The following is a 23,759-nucleotide window of genomic DNA, read 5'->3' as shown; positions in this document are numbered from 1 at the left end:
TTCAGTCCCAGGCCGGCGCAAGTCCGGCTGGATTGGCCTGACGTTCGTTGCGATCGAGCGTAGCGATGCGCGCCATGTCTTCATCGTCCAGCGTAAGTTGCTGCGCGAGCAGGTTGCTTTGCAGGTTTTCGCGGCGCGTCGACGACGGAATCACCGAGTAACCGAGTTTGAGCGCCCATGCCAGCGCCACCTGCGCGGTTGACGCGCCGTGCTTGCGGGCGATCTCCTCCATGACTGCATCCTTCAGCACCTTGCCGTAGGCCAACGTCATGTACGACGTGAGATGGATGCCTTGTGCCTTCGCGAACGCGGCAAGCTTGCTGTTCTGCAGATAGGGACTGATCTCCACCTGGTTGGTGGCGATGGCGTCCGCACCCACGATGGCGATCGCGCGACGCAACAGATCAATGGTGAAATTCGATACGCCGATCTGGCGTGTCAGGCCCTGCGCCTTCGCCTCCGCCAGCTGGCCGAGATAGTCCTCCATCGGCACCTCGTCCTTCGGCGACGGCCAGTGGATCAGGGTGAGGTCCATGTAGTCGGTGCGCAGCTTCTGCAGGCTGTCCTTCAGGCTCGGGATCAGACGGCCGCGGCCAAAGTGATCCGTCCAGATTTTCGTGGTGAGGAACAACGACGCGCGCGGCAGCTGGCTGTCGGCGATGGCCTGACCGATGGGCGCCTCGTTGTCATAGATCTGGGCCGTGTCGACGGCGCGATAGCCCAGGTCCAGGGCCTGGGTGACCGAATCGATCACGGCCTGGTCCTTGAGGCGGAAGGTGCCCAGGCCAAAGGCGGGAATGCTCATGGGATCGTCTCCGTAAGGCGGATGTGCCAGGCGCTTAGTCTGGGGACAGGACTCTTTCAGAAAAACATGCTAAACAGCGAAACAGTCTTGCCCTGGAGTCAAGAATGAAGACCAGCCTGGATGAGCTGCAGACCTTCATCACCGTCGTGGATGCCGGCTCCATTACGGCGGCGGCCGAACGGCTGGGTCAGACGGTGTCCGGCATCAGTCGCGCCTTGCGACGGCTCGAGGACAAGCTCGACACCACGCTCCTGCGTCGGACAACGCGCCGCATCGAACTGACCGAAGAGGGGCGCTTCTTCCTGGAGCGCGCGCGCCAGATCCTGGCCGCCGTCGACGACGCCGAAGACGAAATGAGCGCGCGACGCCAGAAGCCCGCCGGACGCCTGCGCGTCAACGCGGCGTCGCCCTTCATGCTGCATGTGATCGTGCCGCTGGTCGGCGGGTTTCGTGCGCGCTTTCCCGAGATCGAACTGGAGCTCAACAGCAGCGACCAGATCATCGACCTGCTTGAGCAGCGCACCGACGTGGCGATTCGCATGGGCAGCCTGCGCGACTCGACGCTCCATGCCCGCCCGCTGGGACTGAGCCGGCTGCGGGTGCTGGCCAGCCCTGCGTACCTCAAGGCGCGAGGCACGCCACGCCATGTGCGCGAACTGGGCAAGCACAGCCTGCTGGGCTTCAGCCAGACCGAAACGCTCAACGACTGGCCCTTGCGCCATAGCCAGGGCGACAGCCTGCGCATCAAACCGAGCCTGCTGGCCTCCAGCGGCGAAACCATCCGCCACCTGGCCATCGCCGGCGAAGGCATCGCCTGCCTGGCGGATTTCATGACGGCACAGGATCAGTCGTCGGGCGCGCTGGTTCCCGTGCTGACGCGCGACACGGTCGACGTGCGCCAGCCGATCCACGCGGTGTACTACCGCAATACGCAGCTGGCGTCGCGCATCCGCTGTTTCGTGGACTACGTGGCCGAAGTGATGGACGAGGCCGGCGCTCCGCGCTAACCGCGGCGCAACAGCTCACGCAAGTCGATCAGCGCGGCATTGGCGCGCGAGACGTAATTGGCCATCACCAGCGAGTGGTTGGCGAACAAGCCGAACGGCGAGCCGTTCATGACCATGGGGCTGCGGAAGGGCTTCTGCGCCTCTTCGAGTTCGCGGATCACCTGCTGCAGGCTCATGTCCGCGTTGCGCGTCTTGAGCACCGGGCCGAAATCGCGCTGGAAGGCTTTGAGTTGCGCCAGCAAAGTCCAGGTGTAGCCGCGCGCTTCGTAGAAATTGTCGTCGACATGCGTCCAGGGCGTCTTCACCAACTGGCCGCCACCGGGCGCCGCGACCGTGGAGGCACCTGCCGGAATATCGGACGACGGCACGTTGTCGATGCGAATCTGGCCGACGCTGGCTGACAGGCGCTGCGACAACGAGCCGAGGCGCGTCGATGCCACTTGCAGGTAATCGGCGAGATTGTCGGCGCGCGGGTAGAAATGGGCGTTGCTCGGATCGTCGTCCGTGAGGCGATCGAGGTAGGCGCGCAGATGATGCACGGCTTCGCGGTACTGGCTCTCGGTGCTGGGCATCAGCCAGCGATCATGGGGACTGGACAGCAGCGGGTCGGCTTCGGCCAGGTCCTTGTCCTCGGTGGACTGCGTCTGCGAGCGGCTGAAGTCGTTGCGCAGGGCCCGCACCAGGTCGCGATCGGCGGTGAGCGAACCCAGTTCCCAGTTGGGAATGTTGTCCATCAACACGCCGGGCGGCAGCTTGTCGTTGCTGAGGTAGCCGCCGCGCTTGTTGAGCAGCACCTCGACGGAGTGGATCAGGGTGATCGTGGTTTCGGCACCGGCGGTACCCGGCCGCTTGAGCAGCATCAGCTCGCTCTGGGTCACGGCGGTCGGATCAAACGGATCGGGCTCCGTATCCCACCACCACATGGCGATGCAGATCAGCAGCACCAGTGCGGCGAGCACAGCGAGCACAAGGCGCAACACGAGGTGGTTCGAGCGGACGGTGGGATCCTTCGACGACATCGGCGACTCCTTCGGCGGTGTTCCAGGCACAACGCACCGGGGGCTGTAGCGGATGACCGGCGGGTTGCCGCGATGCTAGCCAATCTTCATGTGGCGGAAACGAGAAAGCCGCGCAGGGAGACCCCGCACGGCTTCTTTTCCGAGACTTCTTACGAAAGTCAGGCGCGGTGATACACCTCGGAGCCCTGTTCGCGGAACTCGGCGGCCTTTTCGGCCATGCCCTCGTCCAGCGCCACGATCTCATCCATGCCGTGCTCGGCCGCGTAGTCGCGCACGTCCTGGGTGATCTTCATCGAGCAGAACTTCGGCCCACACATGGAGCAGAAGTGGGCCGACTTGTGCGCGTCCTTCGGCAGGGTCTCATCATGGAATTCGCGCGCCTTTTCCGGATCGAGGCCGAGGTTGAACTGGTCATCCCAGCGGAACTCGAAACGCGCCTTGCTGAGCGCGTTATCGCGCACCTGCGCGCCCGGATGCCCCTTCGCCAGGTCGGCCGCATGCGCGGCGATCTTGTAGGCGATGATGCCGTCGCGGACGTCCTGCTTGTTGGGCAGACCCAGGTGTTCCTTCGGCGTCACGTAGCAAAGCATGGCGGTACCGAACCAGCCGATCATCGCTGCGCCGATGGCGCTGGTGATGTGGTCGTAGCCCGGCGCGATGTCGGTGGTCAGCGGCCCCAGCGTGTAGAACGGCGCTTCGTGGCACTTCTCCAGCTGGCGCTCCATGTTTTCCTTGATCAGCTGCATCGGCACGTGGCCGGGGCCTTCGATCATGGTCTGCACGTCGTGCTTCCACGCGATCTGCGTCAGCTCGCCCAGCGTATCGAGCTCGCCAAACTGGGCCGCGTCGTTCGCATCAGCCACGCAACCCGGACGCAGTCCGTCGCCGAGGCTGAAGGAAACGTCGTACGCCTTCATGATTTCGCAGATGTCCTCGAAGTGCGTGTAGAGGAAGTTCTCGCGGTGATGCGCCAGGCACCACTTGGCCATGATCGAGCCGCCACGCGACACGATGCCCGTCACGCGCTTGGCGGTGAGCGGCACGAAGCGCAGCAGCACGCCGGCATGGATGGTGAAGTAGTCGACGCCCTGCTCGGCCTGCTCGATCAGCGTGTCGCGGAACAGCTCCCAGGTGAGCTCTTCGGCGACGCCACCGACCTTCTCCAGCGCCTGGTAGATCGGCACCGTGCCGATCGGCACCGGCGAATTGCGGATGATCCACTCGCGCGTTTCATGGATGTGCTTGCCGGTGGACAGATCCATCACGGTGTCGCCACCCCAGCGGATTGACCACACCAGCTTTTCCACTTCCTCGGCGATGCCCGACGACACGGCGCTGTTGCCGATGTTCGCGTTGATCTTGGTGAGGAAGTTGCGACCGATGATCATCGGTTCGCTTTCCGGATGGTTGATGTTCGCCGGAATGATGGCGCGACCGCGCGCGACTTCGTCACGCACGAATTCCGGGGTGATCAGGCGCGGCAAAGCGGCGCCGAAGGCTTCGCCCGGATGCTGGTTGCGCAAGGCGCTTTCACGCAGCGCGTCGATGCGCTGGTTCTCGCGGATCGCGATGTATTCCATTTCCGGCGTGATGATGCCCTGGCGCGCGTAATGCATCTGCGTGACGTTGGCGCCGGCCTTCGCGCGCAGCGGTTGGCGCAGGTGATGGCTGAAACGGATGCTGTCGAGCTTGGGATCGCTGGCGCGGTCGCGGCCGAAACGCGAACTCAGGCCATCCAGGCGTTCCACATCGCCACGCTCTTCGATCCACGTGGCGCGCAAGGCCGGCAGGCCGGCGGCGAGATCCACGCGATAGTCCGGATCGGTGTACGGGCCGGAGGTGTCGTACATGGTGATGTTCGGATTGCTTTCGCCACCGAAGAGCGTCGGCGTCTGCGCCTGGCACACCTCGCGCATCGGCACCTTCAGGTCCGCGCGGCTGCCCTGCACGTAGATCTTGTGCGAACCGGGGATGGGGCGGGTGACCGCCTCGGAGAGTTCCTGCGCGGCGCGCGCGAGTTCGGAGGGCTGGGCATTCATCGGCAAATCGTCCTTCGTGAGGCGGGGGGACGAAGCGACGGCGCCGGACGCACGGAATCCACCCCGTGCGGCGAAGCTCCCTACACCGGTGCTAACCGGATCAGGTTCGAAGGGACTCTCTCAGCCGAATGTGGTCGGCACCCCCGCTTCTGTAGGGGACGATTGAAGCACGAAGTGGGGATGGGGCGTTAGTGGCGCGTGCTTGCGACCGGCTGGTGGGGCCGGGCGCTGCGCGCCCTGTAAACGGTGAACAGTAAACGGTAAGAGCAAGAGCCCGGTGTCATCGCAGACCCCGCCGTTGCTTTTACTGTTTACCGTTTACAGCCCGCGCAGCGGGCGAATTCACCGGGCCGCGAAGCGGCCCGCACTCACCGCGGCAGGTAGGCGCGGAGGAACGTCGTGACACCCGCGCGGGCGTTGGACTCCATCTCCGTGGCGAACGCTTCCTGACAACCGTCGCAGCCGAACATGCGACGCAGGACCAGGTCGCCCTTGATGAGGGCGAAAAACTGCACGCTGGCTTGCTGGACGTCTTCGATTTCCAGCTTGCCGTGGTCAACCGCCTGCTGCAGCAGGCGTTCCAACAGCTTGTGCGTGCGGGTGGGGCCTTCTTCCCACAGCAGCTTGCCGTAGCGGGGGTTGCCCTGGCGGCAGTCGCTGAGGATGGCGCGGAAGGTGCCGACGTTCTGCGGGTCGCAGTCGATATGGGCGTGCGTCAGCGCGATCCGCAGGAGGATCTCGCGGACGTCCTGGCTCGGGTCGAACTCATAGATGTCCTCGGGCAGGAGGTCCTGGATGCGCGCGCGGATCACCTCGCGGAACAGGTTGTCCTTGTCGCCGAAGTGGCTGTAGACGGTCAGCTTGGAAACCCCGGCCTCGGCGGCCACGGCGTCCATGCTGGTACCGGCGAAGGCATTGCGCACGAACAGGGCCTTGGCGGCCTCAAGGATCGCCGCACGTTTCTCCATGTCCTTCGGGCGACCGGGACCCTGGGGCTTGGATTGCGGGATCGAGTTCATTGCCAGCACCTTCACAAATGAGATAGCTCGGGTTTAGTATACGAGCCGGTTTACTTATTTTCCACAGGCGTCCTGAACGGCCGACCTATGCCCTCTACTATCGCAGAACTCCATCTCAGTGGCCCCTACCGCCATGCCCAGCGCGCCCTGGCGGCCTGGCTGGACCTGGGCCATGCGGCCGCCCGGCGCAGCCTGTTCCAGGTCCGTGCCGCCCTGGCGGCCCTGAATGCCGCTGAGCGGCACCAGCTGGCCCGCTGGCTGGCCTGGCTGGCCGTGGCTCAGCAGAGCCGCCAGCAGGCGACCCCCCAGGGACGGATCCTGCGCCTGGACCATACCCTGCTCCAGGCGATGGAAGAGGCCATGGCGCGACTGCCTTCGGGCTTTGCCCAAACACAGACGCAGACTCGACGTCTCAGCGCCTAGTGTCCGCGGACACCGCGCCGCGCATGACTTCCGTCAACGCGTTCCGGTGACTTCCGGCACTTCGAGTACCGCGGGTCACCCCGCAGGCTTTGCACATTGTCGGAAAGAGGCTAAGCGCTTATCCTTTTTGACCTTTTTTATTTGTACGGGACGTAGTCTTCAGATGGCGATGAACTTCGAACAGGCGCGGCAAAACATGGTTGAAAACCAGGTGCGCCCCTGGGAGGTACTGGACAGCCGCGTGCTGGAAGTACTCAGCCGCTTGCGTCGCGAAGACTTCGTCGCCCCGGAGCATCGCAAGCTGGCCTTCGCCGACCTGAGCCTCCCGCTCGGCCACGGCGAAGTGATGATGAAGCCGGTGATCGAAGGCCGCGTGCTGCAGGCGCTGGAACTCACCGAGAACGACCACGTGCTGGAAATCGGCACCGGTTCGGGCTTCCTCACCGCCTGCATGGCGAGCCTGTCGGCGCATGTCACCAGCGTGGATATCCATGCCGATTTCACGGCCGTCGCGGGCCAGCGTCTTGCCCAGGCCGGCATTGCCAACGTGAAGCTGGACACCGGTGAGGCGGTCAACGCCTGGCAGCCGGCGGGCCAGTTCGACGCGGTGGTGATCACCGGTGCCGTGCACGAGATCCCGCCGCGTTTCCTGGGCTGGCTCAAGCCGGGCGGCCGCCTTCTGGCGGTGCGCGGCCAGTCGCCCGCACAACAAGTTGTACTGCTCACCCACGAAGGCGAAGGCCGGTATCGCGAGGAAGGCATTCTGGAGACGGACCTGCCGTACCTGATCCACGCCGAACCGCCCCGCCGCTTCGTGTTCTGACCCCGCTACCCATTTCGAAAGAGGCACCCCATGCGTTTGAAGCTTCTGACCCTTGCCCTGGCCCTGACGACCTTCCCACTGGTCGGCCACAGCGAGGATTTGCTGGATGCATACCGAGAAGCACGCGCCAACGATCCGGTGCTGTCGCAGTCGGACGCCCAGCGTCTGGCCACCGGTGAAGGCGTGAACCAGGCGCGTGCCCTGCTGTTGCCGCAGGTCAACGGCACGTACGGCATCAGCCAGACCACCGGCGGCCGCAGCGTCAACACCGATCCGGTCACCGGCATCGTCACCATTGGCAGCGACAAGCTCGGTCACTCGCGCACCCGCAACCTGTCCGGCACGCTCACGCAGAGCGTGATCGACATGAGCCTGTGGGCTGGCCTGAAGACCGCCCAGTCGCAGCGCAGCGCGCAGGACGAACAGTACGAAGCCGCCCTGCAGGCGCTTTACGTGCGTGTCACCACCGCCTACTTCGGCGTGCTGACCGCGCAGGACCAGCTCACCTTCGCCCAGGCCAATGAAGAGGCCTACAAGCAGGCCTACGAGCAGTCGGACCAGCGCTTCAAGGTCGGCCTGTCGGCCGTGACCGACGTCTATCAGGCGAAGTCGTACTACGAGCTGGCTAAGGCGCAGACGATCTCCGCCCAGAACACGCTCAACGATTCGCGCGAAGCCCTGACGCAGATCACCGGCAAGCCCACGGGCGAGCTGAAGAAGCTGCGCGAGGAGCTGCCGATGGACGCGCCGACCCCGGCCGATCCGAACCAGTGGGTTGAGCAGGCGCTCAAGAACAACCCGCTGGTCCTGTCGCAGCAGTACTCGGTCGATGCGGCCGAGCACAGCGTGAACCAGGCTCGCTCCGGCCACCTGCCGACCATCGATGCCTCGGTGAACTACGGCAAGAGCGGAACCTGGTACAAGAACGGTACCCCGGCCGCTATCGCCGCCCAGAATGAAGTCAGCGGCGGCACCACGGTCGGCCTGACGCTGCGCGTGCCGATCTTTGCCGGTGGCGCCACGCAGTCGCGCGTGCGCCAGTCGATCTACGAGCGTGACGCGGCCCAGGACTCCCTGGAATCGCAGCGCCGCCAGGTCTCGCGTGACACCCTGAACTTCTACCGTTCGGTGGGCGCCGGCATCCTCCAGGTGCAGGCGAACAAGGCGTCGGTGGACTCCGGCCAGAAGGCCCTGGAAGCCACGCGTGCCGGCTTCGACGTGGGTACGCAGACCATGCTGAACGTGCTCAACGCGATTCAGACGCTGACCCAGGCCGAGAGCAGCTACTCGCAGGCCCGCCACCAGTTCATCCTCAACAAGCTGCAGCTGAAGCAGGCGGCCGGCACGATCGACCTGAAGGATCTGGAAGGCGTGAACACGCTGCTTCAGTAATCCTCTGGATGGCTCTAAACGCACAAAGGCCGGGCATAGCCCGGCTTTTGTGTGTTTAGAGCCGTGATATCGCCCGCTGCGCGGGCTGTAAACGGTAAACGGTGAACAGCAGAAGCGAAGGCGTTGCCTGCTCTTACCTGTTGACCGTTTACAGCCCGCTCAGCGGGCGAATTCACCGCTCGCGTAGCGAGCGCCCTACTCCTGCAACTGGCGGTCAATCAGTTCCATCACGCGCTTCACCGCGCCGCGCTCACTGTCGAACACCACTTTGGCGCGCGTGCCCATCTGCGCGCGGCGCCCCTGGTCCAACAGGAGTTTGAGCACATCGCCGCCAAGGGCATCGCTACTGTCGACCCTGGCACCGGCACCCTCGCGAATCAGGGTGAGCGTGATTTCCTCGAAATTGAACGTGTGCGGCCCCACCAGCACCGGCTTGGACAGCGCCGCCGGCTCGAGCACGTTGTGGCCACCGATGGGCACGAGACTGCCACCGACAAAGGCGAGATCGGCCGCGGCGTAGAACTGCATCAGCTCGCCCATCGCATCGATGACGAACACCTGGTGCGCGGCCGTCGGTACGCGATCGGTGCTGCGCGTGGCCGTGGAAAACCCAAGGCTGCGAACGGAGTTCTCCACCATCTTGAAGCGCTCGGGATGCCTCGGCGCGATGAGCAGCAAGGCGTCCGGCAGTCGCTTGAGCACTTCGAGATGTGCCTCGAGTATCGCCAGCTCCTCGCCTTCGTGCGTGCTGCCGGCAATCCAGACCGGCCGCAGCCTGCCCCATTGCTGACGCAGCGCGTCGCCCGCCGGCACCGCGTCATACGGCACCGGCATGTCGAACTTCAGGTTGCCGCTGACCAGGATGCGCGAAGGATCCATGCCCAGCGAGCGATAGCGCGCGGCATCCGTGCGCGATTGCGCGGCGATCTGGCGCACGCAGCTCAGCGCCGAACGCACCAGTCCCTGCATCGGTCGATAACCGCGCAGCGATCGCTCGGACAGTCGCGCATTGACGATCATCAGCGGAATGCCGCGTTTTTTGCACGCGAAGTACAGGTTCGGCCAGATCTCGGTTTCCACGATGATCGCCAGGCGCGGACGCACGCGCTTCATGAATCGCGACACCGCAAAGGGCAAGTCGTAGGGCAGATAGACGTGAGAGACACTATTGCCAAAGAGCTGGCGCACACGCTCGGACCCCGTCGGGGTCACCGTGGTCACCACCAGCGGCGCGTTGGTGTACTCCTCGCGCAAGGCCTTGATCAGCGGCTCGGCAGCATTCACCTCGCCTACCGACACCGCGTGGACCCAGATGCTGCCGCGCACGGGCGGCAGATCGTAGAAGCCGAAGCGTTCGCGCCAGCGCCGGTGGTAGTCGCGATAGCGAACGCCACGCGCCAGCAGACGCAGCACGATGATCGGCGTCACCAGGTACATGGCCAGGGTGTAGAGATAGCGCAACGTCGAGCCCCTTCAGCGAAGCCAGCAGTATAGCCAGCCCCCGATCAAGGCCGGCTGCTACAATCGCCGGCCTCATGCCCGGTGCCCCTCGACCCCGCTTCCAACGCAGCCTGCTCTGGCCTTCCCACTGGCCGGCGTGGATCGGCGTGGGCGTGCTCAAGCTGGTGGCGTCGCTGCCCCGCCCCTGGCTGATGGCCGCCGGGCGCGGGCTGGGCTGGCTGATCGAGCGCTTTCCCTCGCCGCGCCGACACATCGCCGAGGTCAACATTGACCTTTGCTTTCCGGAACTGTCGGCCGCCGAACGGGCCAGACTCGTCGATGCGCACCTGCGCGACATCGGCCTGATGATGGTGGAGTTCGCGCTGGGCTGGATGGGCTCCGATCGCGCCATTGCCAACGTGCCGCTCACCTTCGAGGGCGTCGAGCATCTTGAACAGGCACGCGCGCAAGGCAAGGGCGTATTGCTGGTCGGTGGTCACTTCTCCCACCTTGAGCTGTGTGCACGCCTGGTCTCGCGGCATATCCGCATCTCCGGCATGTATCGCCGGATGGACTCGGACGTGTTCGAGTGGGCCGTGTTGCGCGCGCGCCTCGGTTACGCGGAGGCCATGTTCGACAAGGATGACATCCGCGGCACGGTGAAATATCTCAAGCACGGCGGAACGCTCTGGTATGCGCCGGATCAGGACATGCGCAGCAAGGACAACGTGTTCGTGCCGTTCTTCGGCGTGCCGGCGGCGACCATCACGGCGACGCACCACCTGGCCCGCATGTCCGGCGCCGTGGTGATCCCTTTCTTCCATCGCCGCCTGCCCGGCAACCAGGGCTATGCGCTGCGCCTGGGTGCACCGCTGAACGACTTCCCCGGCAAGGACACGCTGGACGACACCGCGCGCGTCAACGCATGCATCGAGCAGATGGTGCGTGAAGCGCCCGAGCAATACCTCTGGGTGCACAAGCGTTTCAAGACGCGTCCGCCGGGCATGCCCAACGTTTACTGAGCGCAAGCCTCGCGACACTTTGTCGCAAGGAATTCCGCGTCAGTGAGACCGCAACTGAACGCATGCGACGCATGACAGGCCAACGACAGATTGCTCGCGTAGAAAGCGCGCGGATCACTGCAATTGTTGCGCACCTTCATGTCCATCCGGCTCTTCCTTCGCTCGCTGCACGGTCGTCATGACTGGCGCGGGTCAACGACCAAGCGAATTGCATCCGGCCTGAAATACCTTGGCCGCAGCCTGCGCATGCCCGGCCGCCAGGGGACATGGCTGAAAACCATCTACGGCTCCGATCGACTCAGCGCCATGCTTGCGCACGACCCGCGCCTTCTTGAACGCTGGCATCACGCGTACATCAATCGTCGCCTCGGCCGTGCCCGTCGCATCGAAATTATCCAGGGACATTTTCAGTACGTCTTCGCGAACTTTCCGCGCCCTATCGTTGATGCGATCTACCTGCAAGGTCGCTCCGTGCTGGGTGCGGTCAGCCTGAAGGACGGCAGTGAACTGCTGATCGAATTGCGTCGTCCCACCGGACGCAGTCGCGAAGGCGAAATGGCGCTGTGCCTGGCCAATACGCAGGGCCAGGTGCTCTCGTCGATGATCTTTACGGTTGCCGACAACGGCCGCACGCTGATGATCGGCTGCGTCCAGGGCGCCGCGGCCGAACTGGGTCGCGATGCGGTGCGCGAGCTCACCAAGCAATGCCACGGCCTGCGCCCGAAGAACCTGCTCTACTCCCTGGTCCTTGCCATTGGCCAGCTGACCCAGGCCGTGCAAGTGCGCGGCGTGAGCAACCACGCCCACCCGTTCGCGCTCGAGGCGGACAAGATCAAGGCCGACTACGACAGCTTCTGGACGGAATGCCTCGGGGAGCCGCTTGCCGATGGCTTTTATGCCTTGCCCGTGCGCGAGGCCTTGCGCAGCGAAATGGACGTGGAAAGCAAGCACCGCTCCGCGTTCCGCAAGCGCGAAGCCCTTCGTCAGGAAGCCTGCGCCCTGCTCGCCGGCGCCCTGCACCATCAGCCGGTGCCGGTGGTCAAGGCAGCCTGATCAGTCGGCGTCGTTGCCGGGCAGGCGCTGTTCCCGCGCGTTCGCACGCGTGGCCTCGTAAAGCTTGGCGTACTTGAGGAACGCGTAGAAGGCGTGGATCCGGGCGGCAATGAAACCTGCCCAGCCCGAGCGCCAGTGGCCGCGCAACAGGTAGTAACGAAAGAACGCTGCCGTGGCATTGGTGAGCATGCGCATCCGCACGCCGCGCCGGCCCTTGCCCCCCAGGTCCGCGACCTGCAGGGTGGAATAGCGATTGGCTTTGTCGACGCGCCCGGCGATGTCACGCTCGCCGTAGTGGTCGAGCACCACGTCCAGCACGCCGACACGCCCGTCGACCTGCACTTCCTCGTGCACCTGGTGGTTGCTCATGCGCGCGCGCTGGCGATCGAACAGGCGTACGTAGTGATTGAGGCGGCTGCGCGACGATTGCCACTGCCAGAAAATCCATTCGCGCCGCCAGATCAGGAAGCCCGCTTCCGTCGGATGGACAAGTGCCTGGCGAATCGTCTTGCCGGCATCGGCAGGCACGGCCTCATCCGAATCCAGCAGCAGCACCCAGCGATGCAGGGCCAGGTCGATGGCCGCCTGTTTCTGCGCGCTGTAGCCAGCAAAGGGCTGCGTGGCTACGCGTGCGCCGTAATGCGCCGCGATGGCCAGCGTCGCATCCGTCGATCCGGAATCGAGCACCACGATGTCATCCGCCCACCGCACGCTGGCCAGGCAGGCATCGAGCGTCGCCGCGCTGTTATACGTGGTGACGACGACGGACAACGACTCAGCCATGCACTTTCCCTCGCGGGGCGCCGGCAAAGACGAACAGCGCCGCACACCACAGGCCCAGCAACCAGGCGAACAGCAAGCCCCACCAGGACGAATAGAAGGCCAGATGCGTGTTCAAGGGAAACAGCATGGCCAGCAGCGCCACCGTGGGCACAAACGCATGGCGTCGCGCCTGCGCACCTGCGCGCACATAGGTGGCGATTGCCAGGCCCAGCGCACTCAGCCACAGCAGCAGACCCAGGACACCCGTTTCGGTCAGCACTTCGAGTACCCACTGATGCGCGTGGCAGGCACCTTCGCCCGCGCCGCAAGCCTCGTCAGAGACGACGAAGTGATCATTGGCCGGGGCGAACTGCGGATACGCATAGCGATACGCGCGCACGCCAACGCCGTTGACGGGATGCGCTTCGAACATGCGCACGCTCGTGCGCCAGATCGCAAGGCGACCGGTCAGCGCTTCATCAACCGCCTGGTCGGAACCCTTCAGGGCAACCAGCGTGCGATCCATGCGCGCCTGGAAGCGCTCGGACGTTTTCCAGGCGATGCCACCTGCCGCGAGCGCGGCCAGCAACCCCGCCATGCAGATGATCAGGAACCGACGCGGCGAACGCGCCTCATGCCAGGCGAACGCCACGGCGACAACGGCATAGCTGATCCACGCGGCGCGCGACCCGGCAAGCAACACGGGACCGAGCATGATAAGGAACGCACCGATCAGGCCCCACACGCCCCAACGCTCCCGCGCGGCCCAGAGTGCGAAAGGCGCGAGGACGGCCAGCACGGGACCGAGTTTCAGATGCTCGGCGCCAAAGATTCCGGAGACGCGCTCAGCCTGCGCATGACCGCCCAGACTCCAGCCCGTCAACGCCTGCACCCAGGCGTCGACCACCCACAAGGCGATCACCGCGGCCACGGCGTAATAGAGCGCATGCAGGCGCGACTCCCAACGAATCGCGAAACACGCATAAAGACCGAGCGGGACATAACGCAACAGCGAAGCCACGGTCGACCAGCTTTTCCCGGGAGCCACCGAGTCGATGGAAGAAACCAGCGCGGCAACGATGTAAGCGCCCATTATCCACAGCAGCACCCGCGCGCCCGTGTGATCGCTCAGCGCCCGCGGCTGCCGGACAAACAAGAGGATGGTGCCCAGCAAGCACAGGAACGTGCCCAGCTCGGAGCTGCGACCGATCGGCAGCAAGGCGATGACCAGCCAGAAGGGCAACAGGGGCGAACGAAGGGCGGACGCTAGGGCGCGCATGGAAGTCCTTGGCATGGGCTGCCCCATTGTAGGCGCTGCACCACCTTTCAACGCGCAGCTGGCGGCACGTGGCGCCGCCGAAAGGCTCAGGCGACGACTTCGTCGTACAAGGACAAGGTGGCCTGCTGCATGTCGGACAGGCGATAGCTCTGCAGCATCGGGATGGGGGGTGCGACGCGAAGCAGCTCGGCCGCGCGCTCGACCAGGCGCTCGCGGTCACCCACGGGCACGCGGCCAGCGGGATACAACTCGGCCAGCAGCTCGCCGACGCCGCCATGTGCATAGCCCAGCACCGGACGGCACAACGACAGCGCTTCGACGACGGTGCGGCCGAAGGATTCTGGCTTGTTCGACAACTGGAGGATCAGCGACGAAACGGCGTACACATCGCGCACGTCGCCACGCGGCGGCGTCAGAACCACCTGCGATTCCACGCCACGCGCACGAATCAGCTCACGCAGCTCGGCCACGTAATGCTCGCGACCGGCCTCGATCACGCCCAGCAGGAGCAGGCGCGCATCGATGCCGCGGCGCTTGAGTTCCGACACCAGCTCAATGGCATCGTGATGACCCTTCAGACGCGTGCCGCGACCCGGCAGGGTCAGCAGCGGTGCGCCCGTGAGAGCCGGGAATTCTTCGAAGAATGCCTTGCGCCAGGCATCGTCCGGGCGGTGGCCATACGGAAAGGCCTGCGGGTCGATGCCGCGCGGGATGACTCGCACCTTGGACGGCTCCAGCCAGGGGTAATGGCTGAGCACGTAGTCACGCATGGTCTGCGAGACCGCGATAACCCGCTCGCCGCGCAGCAGGATGGCGCTGTAACGACCGGGCGAGTTCAGCCCGTGCACCGTGGTCACGAAATGCGCGCGCTGCGGCAGACCCTTCAGCGCCCACCAGCCCAGCCAGGCCGGAAGCCTCGAGCGTGCGTGGACGATGTCGGGCCGGATCTCGGCCAGCGCGCGCCGCAAGGCACCCACGCGGGTCAGCGTGCGCAGCGACTTGGTACCGATATCGAGCGTGATGTGCTCGCTGCCCTCGGCCTTGAGCTGCTCGACCAGGCGACCGCCGGCCGAGACGACCACCGAACGATGGCCGGCCTGAACCAATGCCCGTGCCACCTCCAGCGCAGACCGCTCCGCCCCGCCGGACTCGAGGGCCGGGATCAGCTGGACGACGGTCAGGGACCGGGTTGGTGCGGCGACGGCGGACATGATCGGTTCAATAAATGCCTTCATCCCTGGAGACAAGCAGAAATCATGCCCAAATTCACATTCTGTAACATTTCCGGGTCATGGACCCGGTGGCCGGTCAGTCGCGCAGCACGTAATGGGCGCCACAGTAGGGACAGGTCGATTCACCGCCATCTTCGACCACCGGCAGGTAGACCTTCGGGTGGGAGTTCCACAGGGCCATGCCGGGCATCGGGCAGGACAGCGGCAGGTCCTTGCGCGTCACTTCATAACGATTTTCGGCATTGGCCGGGATCAGCTCTGCCGCCGCAGGGGAACGCGACATGGGACAAACTCCAGACTGGACATCGGGTCGACAATGGTAGCAGGCTGCGGCCCGGTAACGCTGCCAGAGCGCGGGCGTACGCGCCGTCGGCGAACGGGGGCGGGGCGGCCATCGAACGACCCCGTCGCACCTGCCAAAGAGCCTAAGCCCGGCAGCCAGTTCGATTTGTCACGCGCGGCGCCCAGAATGCGCCGGATGCAAACACGCCATTGATGGGGAGCACCATGGATTTCGGAAAAATCATTGCACGCGCCAAAGCCGTCCTGACCACGCCGCAGACCGAGTGGCCAAAGATCGGCGCCGAACCGGCCACCATCCAGGGCCTGTATACGGGTTACATCCTGTGGCTCGCTGCCCTGCCCCTGGTGGCCCGCTTCATCAAGGACAGCCTGCTGGGCACCAGCGCCCTGGGCATGTCCTTCCGCGTGCCGGTCGGCGCCGGCATCGGCATGCTGATCGTCAGCTACGCCCTGAGCCTGGCCGTGCTGTACGTGCTGGCCCTGATCGTCAGCGCCCTGGCGCCGAGTTTCGGCGGCCAGAAGAGCAGCGTGCAGGCGCTGAAGGTCATCGCTTATTCGTGGACTGCCTACTGGGTCGCCAGCGTCGCGGTGCTCATCCCCTGGATCGGCTGGCTGGTGTCGATCGCCGGCCTGGTCTACGCCATCTACCTGATGTACCTGGGCCTGCCGCACACCATGCGCAGCCCGGTCGAGAAGTCGGCCGGCTATACGGCCGTTTCGGTGATCATCGGCATCCTGCTGTCGCTGGCCGTGGGCGCCATCGTTGGCGGCATCTTCGCGTCCGCCGTGATGGGCGGCATGAACCTGCCCAACCAGACCGGCCACGTCACCTTCGACAAGGACAGCGCCATGGGCAAGCTGGCCGCCATGGGCGAACGCGCCGAAGCGGCCAACAAGGAACTCGAAGCGGCCCAGAAATCCGGCGACACGGCAGCGCAGAACGCGGCCATGAGCAAGGTGATGGGCGCCGCCATGGGCAACGACGGCAACGTGCAGTCGCTGTCGGCCGACCAGATGCGCGGCTTCCTGCCCGATAGCGTGCTGGGCTGGAAGCGCGAGAATCTCAGCGCCGAACGCAATGCCGCCATGGGCATGCAGGTCACCACGGCCCGCGCCCAGTACACCGACGGCAACCACAGCATCGAACTGGAAGTCGTCGACACCGGCAGCATGAAGGGCATGATGGAAATGGCCAGCGCCATGGCGCCGGAACAGGAACAAAGCACCGAGCACGGCTACGAAAAGACATACAGCCAGAACGGTCGCCTGGTGCAGGAATCCTGGGACAAGCAGAGCAACGACGGCACCTTCAGCGTGGTCGTCGGCAAGCGCTTCACGGTCAAGGCCAGCGGCCAGGTGGACAGCGTGGATCAGCTGAAGGAAGCGGTCGGCACTGTGGACCTGTCCAAGCTGGAAAGCCTCAAGGATGCCGGGGTCAAGAATCAGTAACCCTTGCACTGATGCAAAAAAAAAGGCCGCCAGCGATGGCGGCCTTTTTCGTGGGCGGGCGCGGATGCGCCGGATCCCTTACTTGGCGCTGGGCACGGCCGCTTCGGTCGTGATGTGGATCTTGATCTCGTCGCTGACGTTCGGCACGTACATGGCGACGCCGAAATCCGAGCGCTTGATGGTGGTCGTGGCATCAAAGCCGATCGCCTGCACCTTCATCATCGGATGCGGGCCGACCTTGTTGAGCGTGGCGTCGAGCACGACCGGCTTGGTCACGCCGTGCACGGTCAGGTCACCGGTCACCTTGAACTTGCCATTGCCGGCGGCTTCCACCTTGGTGCTCTTGAAGGTGACGGTCGGGAATTTCTCGGCATCGAAGAAGTCGGCTTTCTTCAGGTGCTCATCGAGCTTGGTGACGTGGGTGTCGAGATTCGACAGCGGCAGGGTCACTTCCACCGAGGACTTGGCCGGGTTCTTCTCGTCGAACACCAGCGTGCCTTCGCTGATGCCGAGGTTGGCAGTCGGGTTGGAGTAGCCGAAGTGGTTCCAGGTGAACAGCACGTTGGTATGACCCGGGTCGAGCTTGTAGGTCACCGGATCGGCATGGACACCCACGGCAGCGCCGAGCAGGCCGGCGAGAACGACATAACGAAGTGCACGCATGGAATTCCTCCAATAAATCGAGTCAGGGGTGAGAGCGTACGCCCTCGTGGAATGGGGACGGCGTGAAGCGGGTGCCAGCACAAGACCGGCGCCCGCCAGAGAAGTTCAGGCGATGCGCGCGGCCTCGTCGAACGACAGGCGCGGGCTGCGCGGGAACAGGTCGCGGCTGGCATCGCCGTAACCGATGTTGATCAGGAAGTTGCTCTTGATCTGGGTACCGGCAAAGAACGTGGCATCCACGCCGGCATTGTCGAAACCCGACATCGGGCCGCAATCCAGGCCCAGCGCACGCGCGGCGATGATCACGTAAGCGCCCTGCAAGGTGGCGTTGCGGAAGGCGGTGGTTTCAATCAGCGGCTGGTTGCCGGCGAACCAGCTGCGCGCGTCCGTGTGCGGGAACAGCTTGGGCAACTGGTCGTGGAAGGCGTGGTCCATGCCGATGATGGCCGTGACCGGGGCGGCCAGGGTTTTGGCCCGGTTGCCTTCGGACATGAAGGGCGAGAGCTTTTCCTTGGCCTCCTGCGACTTCACGAACACGATACGCATCGGCGACGAATTTGCGCTGGTCGGACCGAACTTGGCCAGGTCGTACAGCTGATGCAGCTGTTCGTCGCTGACTTCGCGCGGCAGCCACGCATTGAACGTGCGGGCGTTGCGGAAGATCTGGTCCAGGGCGGTATCGGAAAGCTTGTCGCTCATGGTTATCCTTCAAGAAAAGACGCGCCTCGCGTGGCGCCGCAGCGGGACAGTGTAAACCGCACGCCGCGCCGCAGGACCCCGGGGAATGGAACGTACTGTGTTGTCTAGGGAAACAATCATGAGGGCGGGTCGGCCATGAAGCTCCACGGCAATGCCTGGGTCATCACCGATGGCAACGCGGGAAACGACCGCCAGGCACTGGCCCTGGCCGAGTCGCTGGGCCTGCCGTTTCGCCATATGGTGTTGAGTGCCCGGCCTCCCTGGTCCTGGTTGTCGCCCCGCCTGATCTTTGGCGGTCGCCTCGCCCTCCCCGCCGCCGAGCGCCAGGGTTCCCTGGAGCCGCCGTGGCCGGCCGTCGCCATCGGCTGCGGCCGCCTGTCCGCCCTGTACACCCGGATGTTGCGCGACCTGTCGGAGCACAGCACCTACACGATCCAGATCCTGGATCCGCGCATGAACCCGTCCGCATGGGACACCGTGATCGCGCCGCGCCACGATCGCTGCCAGGGCCAGAACGTATTGCAGACCGTCGGCTCGCTGAATCTGGTCGACGACGCATGGCTCCAGGAGGGCCGCGAGGTGTGTCCCGAGTTCGCCGAGTACCCACAGCCCCGGATCGGTGTGCTGGTGGGCGGCCCGCGCAAGGGCATTCCGCTCGACGCTGATTACGCTACGCAACTGGCCGACCGCCTGCGGGACGACATCCAACGCGAGGGAGGTAGCGTGATGCTGGTGACGTCGCGCCGTACACCGCCCCAGGTACTGGCCGTGCTGCGCGAGCGACTGGCCGGTGTGCCTGGCATGGTGTGGGGCGGCGACGATCACGAAGGCATCAATCCCTATCCCGGCGTGCTCGGATGGTCTGATCGACTGGTCGTGACACCCGATTCGGTGAACATGCTTTCAGAAGCGTGCGCCGTGGGATGCCCGGTGCAGACGTTCGCGCCGCAGCCGCTACCGGACAAGATTTTCCGGTTCCATCGAGCGCTGCGGGAAGCCGGTTTGCTGTACGACCTGGCCGACGACGACCTGCCGAAACGGCAGGTACCACTACGGGAACTTGCCCCCGTGGTGGAGGTGTTGCGCGGGAGGATCGATGAGCATCAGTGGAAGCGCGGTGGCGTGGGGTGACATCCCCGCAGCGGAAGGTCAGGTAACGCACCGATAAGCCTCGCGGCCACTGGATGCCGGCCTTCGCCGGCATGACGGCAGAGTGGAGGGGGCGCGACGGTCATCGAGTGTGATCGCCACTGGGTGCCTGCCTTCGCAGGCATGACGGTGTGGTTGGGGAGGAGGTCAGGTTAGGTCGCGCACCGATAAGCGTCGCGGCCACTGGATGCCGGCCTTCGCCGGCATGACGGCAGGGTTAAGGGGGCGCGACGGTCATCGAGTGTGATCGCCACTGGGTGCCTGCCTTCGCAGGCATGACGGTGTGGTTGAGAGAGCGCGATGAAAACCGGACGTTGTCTCGGATGGACTATTCGCTGCGCCCACCTCTTCCGGGCCGACCGCCGATCGTTCTGCGCCCCGCTTTCAGCGGTGGGGCGGATAGCCAACGGTCGGACGTTAGTTGGCCTCACCGGTGATGACTTGAGCCTGCGTGTCCCGTGAGACACGTCTCTAACGTGAGCGCGCACCCCGCTCTCAGGCCATTTTCTTTGGGTTACTTTTATTTTGGGCCAGCAAAAGAAAAGTGACTCGGCCGACGGCAGTCGGTCGAAACGCCCGCTGCGTAAGCGGCCCGGTCGCGATATCGCACAGATGAGCCTGATCGCCCCTGGATGCCGGCTTTCGCCGGCATGACGACGTGAGAGGGTGGGGCGACAACCGTGTGTGGTCGCCACTGGGTGTCTGCCTGCGCAGGCATGACGGTGTGCTTGGGGCGTGCGGTTAAAACCCGACGTGGTCGCGTGTGGATGGCGGCTTTCGCCGCCATGACGACCTTGGGGGAAGGTGGCGACAACTACGCCTGGTCGCACATGGATTATTCGCCGCGCTCACCCTTTAAGAGTCGACGCCCGGCCATTCTCCGTCGCGCTTTCAGCGGTGGGGCGGATAGCCAGCAGTCGGACGCTAGTTGGCATCGAGGGTGATGACTTGAGCCTGCGCGTCCCGTGAGACACGTATCTAACGTAAGCGCGCACCCCGCTCTTAGGCCATTTTCTTTGGGTTACTTTTATTTTGGGTCTCGGCCGGCGGCAGCCAGGTCGAAACGCCCGCTGCGTAAGCGGCCCGGTCGCGGTATCGCACAGATGAGCGTGATCGCCCCTGGATGCCGGCTTTCGCCGGCATGACGACGCGAGAGTGTGGGGCGATAACCGTGCGTGGTCGCCACTGGGTGCCTGCCTTCGCAGGCATGGCGGCCATGACGATCATCGAGCCTGAGGTTGGGTATGGAAAACGTCGCGCGCACGCCTGCGATGGCTAGAACACAAACCCCAACGCCTGCGTAACCTGCGAGACCTCGGCGCTCAAGGCATCCAGGCCCGCGTCCCTGGGCGCAATGCGCGACCGCAAATCCAAGGTGCACGCCAGCGCCCGCCTCAGCATCTCCCCATGCGCCCGTGCCAGCACTTCCGCCTGTGCGTCGCTCAGCAAACCCACATCGCGACAGCTTCCGATCAGCGCCGCATTGGCCGTGCTGTCGAGCAGCAGCGGTGCTTGGGAACCGTGCGCCAGCACCAGGCCTTGCAGCGCAAACTCGATATCGAGCAGACCACCCACGCCCTGCTTCAGATCCATCTGCCGCTCATCAGACCGGTCACGCTCCGCACGCCAGCGTTGCCGCATGCTGCTGACTTCCTTCAGCACGTTCTCGCGGTCGCGCGGCACCGACAACACCTCGCGGCGCACAGCGGCAAGCTCGGCATTCAGCACCGCATCGCCGGCCACGGGTCGTGCGCGCAGCAAAGCCTGATGCTCCCAGGTCCAGGCGCGGCTCTTCTGGTATTCGGTGAACGACTGCAGGCTGCTCACCAGCAAGCCCTTGGAGCCATCGGGACGCAAGCGCGTGTCGACTTCGTACAGTCGCCCCGCGCGCGTCAGGACGGTCAGCCAGTTCATCACGCGCTGCGCGAGTCGCTGATACCAGCGCGAACCTTCGATGGGTCGGGGGCCGTCGCTCATGGCATGCGCGCGGCGCGTGTCGTAGACGAACACCAGGTCGAGATCCGAGGCGAAACCCAGCTCCTCCCCGCCCAGACTGCCGTAACCCATCACGGCAAACCCCGAACCTTCGCCCGGCAGGCGACCATGCTGCGCCACCAGCTCGCGCTCAGCCATGGTGGTCACGGCCAGCACGACCGACTCGGCCAAAGCCGCCAGGCGGCGCGCCGTCGCGACGGCATCGGCGCGGCCATCGTTGAATGCCATGCCCAGACGGAAAGCCGTGCTGGCCTTGAACTCGTTGATGCGCTCGAGCTCCGCCTCCGCTTCACGCTCGTCGAGCGTCGACAGCACGCGCGCGATCTCGCTGCTGATGTCGGCCCGCTTCAACGGCAATTGATCGATGCGCGGATCGAGCACATCGTCAAGCAACAGTGGCTGGGAAATGACGCGTTCGGCCAGGAAGGCGCTGGAGGCGAACAGTTGCGCCAGCCGTCTGCGTGCTGCCGGCTGCTCTTCCAGCAGGGCGAGATAAGACGAGCGTCGCGCCACGTTCTGGATCAGGCGACACAGCCGCAGCAGGCACGGCGTCGGCGCCACGCTTGCGCGCGCCAGCGCCAGCAGCTGCGGCATCAGGCGATCAAGCTGCTCGCGTGATCGCGACGACATCGCGCGGACGGCTGCCGCCTGCGGCAATTTCTGCAGGGCATCGGCGGCCTCTTCGCCCGGCACGAATCCCGATGCTTCCATCGCAGCGGCGTCGAGCGATTCGGCGCACACTCGCTGCCACAACGCCACGTCTTCCACGGGCGCACTCGCGGCGCGCCCGCCTTGCGGCATCAGCACTTCGCCGAACTCTTCGCTGACCACGGCGCGATGCCGCGCCAGCTCTGCTTCCAGTGCATCCCACGAATCAAGGTCCAGCCCGACCGCAATGCGTTCACGGCTCAGCGCGTCATCGGGGATGTCATGGGTCTGCGCATCGCGCAGCATCTGCACACGATTTTCGACCCGGCGCAGGAACACATAGGCTTCGCGCAGTGACTTCGCGCGCGCCGCAGGAATATGGCCGCGCGCTTCGCACGCCGTGAGTGCGGGCAATAAGCCACGCACGCGCAGACTCGGTTCGCGCCCGCCGCGAATGAGCTGCGTCAGCTGCACCACGAACTCGATTTCGCGAATGCCGCCAGGACCCAGCTTCAGGTTGTCGGCCAGGTCCTTGCGCGCGACTTCCGCATCGATCAGCGCCTTCATTTCGCGCAGGCCGGCAAACGCGGTGTAGTCGAGGTACTTGCGATACACGAAGGGGCGCAACAAGTCCTGCAACTGCTTGCCGGCGTGGCGATCACCCGCGACCGGCCGCGCCTTGATCCACGCGTAACGTTCCCAGTCGCGACCTTCGCTCTGGTAGTACTGCTCCATGGCGCTGAATGGCAGAGCGAGCCTGCCGGCATTGCCAAAGGGACGCAGGCGCAGGTCCACGCGCGCGCAGATCCCGTCGACAGTGGGCTCGTTGAGCAGGCGCACCAGTTGCCGGCCCATGCGAACAAAGTATTCGCTGTTATCGAGCGAGCGGGCGCCATCGCTCTCGCCGCCACTGGGATAGGCGAGCACGAGATCGATGTCGGACGAGAAATTCAGCTCGCTGCCACCGAGCTTGCCGAAGCCGACGACCACCATGCGCTGGCGCTCGCCATCGTGGCCGCGGCTATGCCCGTAACGGGCGACGAGAGCGTGCTCCGACCAGGCCAGCGACGCACCAAGCAGCACTTCGTAAAGCACGCTGGTGGCCGACAAGGTATCGGGCAAGGTATCGAGGCCATTCACGTCGCGGAAGACCAGCCGCAAGGCTTCGGCATGCCGGAAGCGACGCAGCGCCGTCATCGTGGACGCTTCGTCGTCATCGAGCTTCAGCGCATCGATGCGCGCGCTGGCGTCGCTGGCGGCACGCAGGCGCTCCAGTCCCTGGGGACTGAGCAGCTGCGGCTGGCGTGACCAGGTATCGAAGGCGAAATCACTCGCCAGCAAAGTGCGACGAATCCGCTCGGCGACGCCGGCGTCGTCGTGAAGCGGGACCCCCGCCTGGCGACAGCGGGCGATCAGTTCAGCGTAGCGGTCGTCGATCAGGGCGCGAAGCGCCGGGGATTCCTTGGGCATCGGTCCATTGTGCCGCATGCCGGGCTTCACCTGCGGACTGCATCCATGACCGGGGGATGACCGCCGCC

General features: G+C 65.0%; 20 protein-coding genes and 1 riboswitch. Of the genes, 8 read left to right on the top strand and 12 right to left on the bottom strand.

The window, feature by feature from the left end:
* Position 1 precedes the first annotated feature (1 nt).
* On the bottom strand, positions 2-805 hold the full coding sequence (dkgB, locus tag EYV96_RS17285; RefSeq protein ID WP_131152810.1) for a 2,5-didehydrogluconate reductase DkgB: 804 nt from the start codon (positions 803-805) through the stop codon (positions 2-4).
* Positions 806-909: 104 nt separating this feature from the next.
* Here dkgB and EYV96_RS17280 point away from each other — a divergent pair, with 104 nt between their 5' ends.
* Entirely contained in the window at positions 910-1,812 is a 903-nt protein-coding gene (locus EYV96_RS17280; RefSeq protein ID WP_131152809.1) for a LysR family transcriptional regulator, read from the top strand.
* Here EYV96_RS17280 and EYV96_RS17275 read toward each other — a convergent pair.
* The 3 genes from EYV96_RS17275 to EYV96_RS17265 form a co-directional block, all read right to left on the bottom strand.
* Positions 1,809-2,831 carry a DUF2333 family protein gene (locus tag EYV96_RS17275; RefSeq protein ID WP_131152808.1) on the bottom strand — a complete coding sequence of 341 codons (1,023 nt, stop codon included), beginning with the start codon at positions 2,829-2,831 and terminating at the stop codon, positions 1,809-1,811. The two genes, EYV96_RS17280 and EYV96_RS17275, sit on opposite strands and share 4 nt — an antisense overlap.
* Before the next feature lie 158 nt (positions 2,832-2,989).
* The gene (gene thiC, locus EYV96_RS17270; RefSeq protein WP_131152807.1) at positions 2,990-4,870 is read right to left on the bottom strand and encodes a phosphomethylpyrimidine synthase ThiC; all 1,881 of its coding nucleotides are present in this window, start codon (positions 4,868-4,870) and stop codon (positions 2,990-2,992) included.
* Between the two features lie 60 nt (positions 4,871-4,930).
* A riboswitch (TPP riboswitch) is annotated at positions 4,931-5,025 on the bottom strand.
* Positions 5,026-5,238: 213 nt separating this feature from the next.
* The gene (locus EYV96_RS17265) at positions 5,239-5,889 is read right to left on the bottom strand and encodes a TetR/AcrR family transcriptional regulator (protein WP_131152806.1); all 651 of its coding nucleotides are present in this window, start codon (positions 5,887-5,889) and stop codon (positions 5,239-5,241) included.
* Between the two features lie 87 nt (positions 5,890-5,976).
* Between EYV96_RS17265 and EYV96_RS17260 the strand changes: the two genes are divergently transcribed.
* The 3 genes from EYV96_RS17260 (at position 5,977) to EYV96_RS17250 (ending at position 8,527) form a co-directional block, all read left to right on the top strand.
* Positions 5,977-6,312, top strand: coding sequence for a hypothetical protein (locus EYV96_RS17260; RefSeq protein WP_131152805.1), 336 nt, complete (start codon positions 5,977-5,979; stop codon positions 6,310-6,312).
* A gap of 163 nt (positions 6,313-6,475) precedes the next feature.
* Entirely contained in the window at positions 6,476-7,135 is a 660-nt protein-coding gene (locus EYV96_RS17255) for a protein-L-isoaspartate O-methyltransferase family protein (RefSeq protein WP_131152804.1), read from the top strand.
* A 30-nt stretch (positions 7,136-7,165) separates the two neighbouring features.
* Entirely contained in the window at positions 7,166-8,527 is a 1,362-nt protein-coding gene (locus tag EYV96_RS17250; RefSeq protein ID WP_131152803.1) for a TolC family outer membrane protein, read from the top strand.
* A 195-nt stretch (positions 8,528-8,722) separates the two neighbouring features.
* Here the strand turns inward: EYV96_RS17250 and waaA are convergent, their stop codons facing one another.
* Positions 8,723-9,988, bottom strand: coding sequence for a lipid IV(A) 3-deoxy-D-manno-octulosonic acid transferase (waaA, locus tag EYV96_RS17245; protein ID WP_131152802.1), 1,266 nt, complete (start codon positions 9,986-9,988; stop codon positions 8,723-8,725).
* 74 nt (positions 9,989-10,062) lie between these two features.
* Here waaA and lpxL point away from each other — a divergent pair, with 74 nt between their 5' ends.
* Both lpxL and EYV96_RS17235 read left to right on the top strand, forming a co-directional pair.
* Positions 10,063-10,989 carry an LpxL/LpxP family Kdo(2)-lipid IV(A) lauroyl/palmitoleoyl acyltransferase gene (gene lpxL, locus EYV96_RS17240; protein ID WP_131152801.1) on the top strand — a complete coding sequence of 309 codons (927 nt, stop codon included), beginning with the start codon at positions 10,063-10,065 and terminating at the stop codon, positions 10,987-10,989.
* Positions 10,990-11,127: 138 nt separating this feature from the next.
* Positions 11,128-12,042, top strand: a complete 915-nt coding sequence (locus tag EYV96_RS17235; RefSeq protein ID WP_131152800.1) for a VirK/YbjX family protein — start codon at positions 11,128-11,130, stop codon at positions 12,040-12,042.
* On the opposite strand, the gene EYV96_RS17230 is transcribed toward EYV96_RS17235, so the two are convergent.
* From EYV96_RS17230 to EYV96_RS17215, 4 genes are all read right to left on the bottom strand, one after another.
* On the bottom strand, positions 12,043-12,825 hold the full coding sequence (locus tag EYV96_RS17230) for a glycosyltransferase family 2 protein (protein ID WP_131152799.1): 783 nt from the start codon (positions 12,823-12,825) through the stop codon (positions 12,043-12,045). It lies immediately after the preceding gene.
* The gene (locus EYV96_RS17225; protein WP_131152798.1) at positions 12,818-14,083 is read right to left on the bottom strand and encodes an O-antigen ligase family protein; all 1,266 of its coding nucleotides are present in this window, start codon (positions 14,081-14,083) and stop codon (positions 12,818-12,820) included. Before EYV96_RS17225 ends, EYV96_RS17230 begins: the two co-directional genes overlap by 8 nt.
* 86 nt (positions 14,084-14,169) lie before the next feature.
* The gene (locus tag EYV96_RS17220; RefSeq protein ID WP_131152797.1) at positions 14,170-15,294 is read right to left on the bottom strand and encodes a glycosyltransferase; all 1,125 of its coding nucleotides are present in this window, start codon (positions 15,292-15,294) and stop codon (positions 14,170-14,172) included.
* 97 nt (positions 15,295-15,391) lie between these two features.
* Positions 15,392-15,598: a zinc-finger domain-containing protein gene (locus EYV96_RS17215; RefSeq protein WP_131152796.1), complete on the bottom strand. Its 207-nt coding sequence runs from the start codon at positions 15,596-15,598 to the stop codon at positions 15,392-15,394.
* A 224-nt stretch (positions 15,599-15,822) separates the two neighbouring features.
* Here EYV96_RS17215 and EYV96_RS17210 point away from each other — a divergent pair, with 224 nt between their 5' ends.
* Positions 15,823-17,067 carry a Yip1 family protein gene (locus tag EYV96_RS17210; protein ID WP_131152795.1) on the top strand — a complete coding sequence of 415 codons (1,245 nt, stop codon included), beginning with the start codon at positions 15,823-15,825 and terminating at the stop codon, positions 17,065-17,067.
* A gap of 78 nt (positions 17,068-17,145) precedes the next feature.
* On the opposite strand, the gene EYV96_RS17205 is transcribed toward EYV96_RS17210, so the two are convergent.
* On the bottom strand, positions 17,146-17,730 hold the full coding sequence (locus EYV96_RS17205; RefSeq protein ID WP_131152794.1) for a YceI family protein: 585 nt from the start codon (positions 17,728-17,730) through the stop codon (positions 17,146-17,148).
* A gap of 105 nt (positions 17,731-17,835) precedes the next feature.
* Complete coding sequence (locus EYV96_RS17200; RefSeq protein ID WP_131152793.1) at positions 17,836-18,429, bottom strand: malonic semialdehyde reductase; 594 nt, start codon at positions 18,427-18,429, stop codon at positions 17,836-17,838.
* A 135-nt stretch (positions 18,430-18,564) separates the two neighbouring features.
* Between EYV96_RS17200 and EYV96_RS17195 the strand changes: the two genes are divergently transcribed.
* Entirely contained in the window at positions 18,565-19,560 is a 996-nt protein-coding gene (locus tag EYV96_RS17195; RefSeq protein WP_131152792.1) for a mitochondrial fission ELM1 family protein, read from the top strand.
* A 1,293-nt stretch (positions 19,561-20,853) separates the two neighbouring features.
* On the opposite strand, the gene glnE is transcribed toward EYV96_RS17195, so the two are convergent.
* Entirely contained in the window at positions 20,854-23,709 is a 2,856-nt protein-coding gene (gene glnE, locus EYV96_RS17190; RefSeq protein ID WP_131152791.1) for a bifunctional [glutamate--ammonia ligase]-adenylyl-L-tyrosine phosphorylase/[glutamate--ammonia-ligase] adenylyltransferase, read from the bottom strand.
* Positions 23,710-23,759 lie beyond the last annotated feature (50 nt).

Source organism: Dyella terrae (genome assembly GCF_004322705.1).
GTDB classification, from domain to species: Bacteria; Pseudomonadota; Gammaproteobacteria; order Xanthomonadales; family Rhodanobacteraceae; genus Dyella_D; species Dyella_D terrae.
The sequence above is the reverse complement of the archived record's forward strand: the minus strand, read 5'-3'. Positions and strand labels throughout refer to the sequence as shown.